Raw genomic sequence first — 2478 nt, 5'->3', positions numbered from 1 at the left:
TGATTCTTAAAAGAATGTAAGAATTGAAATAAGATTGTGGAAAAGAATATTTGAATAGTTTTTCTCCTGCAGATAAAATGAAGTAAATTTGATTAAAGGGTTATTTTTATAGTTCAATGTTAAATTTTCTGGTACTATTTGATTCATATAAAAAGCAATCTTTCTTTTTTTTAAGAATTATTTTTGCGAGTATTTTTTTTGGCTTATACGGATATTGCAATGCCACTGGTACTTTTACCTGGAAAAATCCTTCCACTAATAATAAATGGGAAGATCCACTAAACTGGTCATTTAGCGGAGCTACTTCTGTTCCTGTTGATGTAAATAATAGGGTCTTATTTACTTCTTCTGATGAAGTTATCATTGTGTCATCTAATAATATTCCGGAATTGAGTTCAAATCAGACTGTTGGAATATTCAAAGTTAATTCTGGAAGTTTAAGGATTAGCAACGGATTTATTCTCAATGCAACCAGCAGTCTCATTATTGTTGAAGGATCTTCAATATTGGGAACGGAAGGAATTATTAATGCCGGAACTCTAATAGCCCCGGCTGCTATAACAATAGGTGGTATATCATTTAGGACTGTTATGCAGCCTGCATTAAATATTTATGCTAATTCCCTTACATTTTATAAAACAGATTTTAGTGGTAATATAACTGTGAAGTTAATGTCAGGTCTTACATTAACAGGAGGAAATGTTTATACTAAATTAGTAAATTTTGAATCAGCTGGTTCAGTAATATTTAGGATAGCGACTTCAAGTTCTATAGGATTTAATGAAACTTTTAATAATGATTTAAATTTAAAGGTAACATCAACAGGAGGGTTTGATGCTTCCTATCTTAATACCTGTAATTACAATGGCAACATAAATTTGGAAAATCAAACTAGTTCATATGGTATAAGGTTTGGGCAAGGTGGAAGTACTGGTATATCGGAACTTAAGGAAAATAAAATTATTTCTGCTCAAAACTTTACTACAGGTTATTTGTGGTTAAGTAGATTTAAACAATTTGGTGCAACAGCTCAGGACCTAACTCTTACCAATGGGGCTATTCTTATGTTAGGAGTTAGCTCAGAATATGGAGGAGTTTTGAAATGTAGAGCTCCAAGTATAGGAATGCAAGGAGGTACTTATAACGACATTGTAGATTTAAACATTACTGGTTCTGGGTCTAATTATTTATCGGGGACAGCTAGTTTCATTGGAACTTTTAAATTTGAAAATTCAGGTTCGGGAGCCTGTTATGTTTCCACTTATAGTGGTGATAACTATACATTTAAAAAGGCATCCTTTATAAATTCCTCATCTGGGAGTATATGGGTTTCACAAAATGCGGGTGCCAATTCTACTTTTTCTGATACAACAATAATTGAAAATAAAGGAACTCCTGGTTCAATACAATTTAGCAATGGAGGAACATCTCAGTTTAATGGAGACTTGAAGATAAAAAGCTCCTCAGCTGGTTATATAAATATAGGCTCAGGCGGGCTTGTAACACTGGGAAATAATGTTAGGATAATAATTCCAGAAGATAGTTTTACTATAGGAAACTTATATTTATTTAAGGTCATTCAGACGGATGCTACAGAGCAAAATATTAAGTTAACAGGCACAAGTGTATTAAGCTTTAGAGGAGGGATGGGTTCTTATAAAGGAAAGATGACAGTATGTGCTCCAAGTATTGGGATAAGTGGAACATTTATGGGGGTGTGTAATTTTACCAAAACTGGATCTGCACAATCAAATGGTGAAGCTAATACTATTTTTGAAGAAGACGTGATTATTAATAATAAGAGTGCTGGCAGCTTTACTGTAGGAGGAGTGAATACTACCTTTAATAAAAATGTAACATTTAATAATGATACAACGGGGGGGATAGTTGTTTCCAGTAATACTGGTAACATTACTAATTTTAATGGTAAGGACAAAGTTTTTAAAATTAATAATCGTTTTACTGGAGCTATCTATGTAGGGCTTAACGGGATTTGCAATTTCAAGAGTGATATATTATTATCAAATTTATCTACAGGTAATATTTATCTGGGAACATATACTCCCTCGATCGTAAATTTATCTTCTGATTGTCATATTAACACAGAAACTTTTAATTCAGGGGTGCTATCTCTTAATAATCTAAAACAGGAAGATTCAGAAAGTTATCCGGATATAAATCTTTCTCTTTCAAACTCGAGGTTTATTATTGGGTCATCTGAATTTAAAAGCAAATTAACTGCAGTTTGTAACAGTTTGACCTATGGCTCATCCCAATTTCATAATATTACTTCCTTTACTTGTAATGGTAATATAAGTAATGGAGGGTCAGTTTTTAATACTGATTATACTTTAAATAATAATGGTACAGGAATTTGTTATTTAGGGTCAACTTCAGGCGATATCTATAAAGGTGATGTCTTCTTTAATAAAAATAGCACTGGGCCTATTTATCCATCCAACAAAGGTATTTCTGAAT

The 2478-nt window shown here is 32.3% G+C and carries 1 protein-coding gene; it reads left to right on the top strand.

Going from position 1 to position 2478, the window contains the following annotated elements:
- Positions 1-116 precede the first annotated feature (116 nt).
- Positions 117-2478, top strand: a 2362-nt coding sequence (locus J7604_RS26150) for a hypothetical protein (protein WP_293903310.1), incomplete at its 3' end; no start/stop codon positions are given.

Source organism: Sporocytophaga sp., from assembly GCF_017745095.1.
In the GTDB taxonomy this organism is placed as follows: domain Bacteria; phylum Bacteroidota; class Bacteroidia; order Cytophagales; family Cytophagaceae; genus Sporocytophaga.
This window is presented reverse-complemented; position numbering and strand designations above follow the sequence as displayed.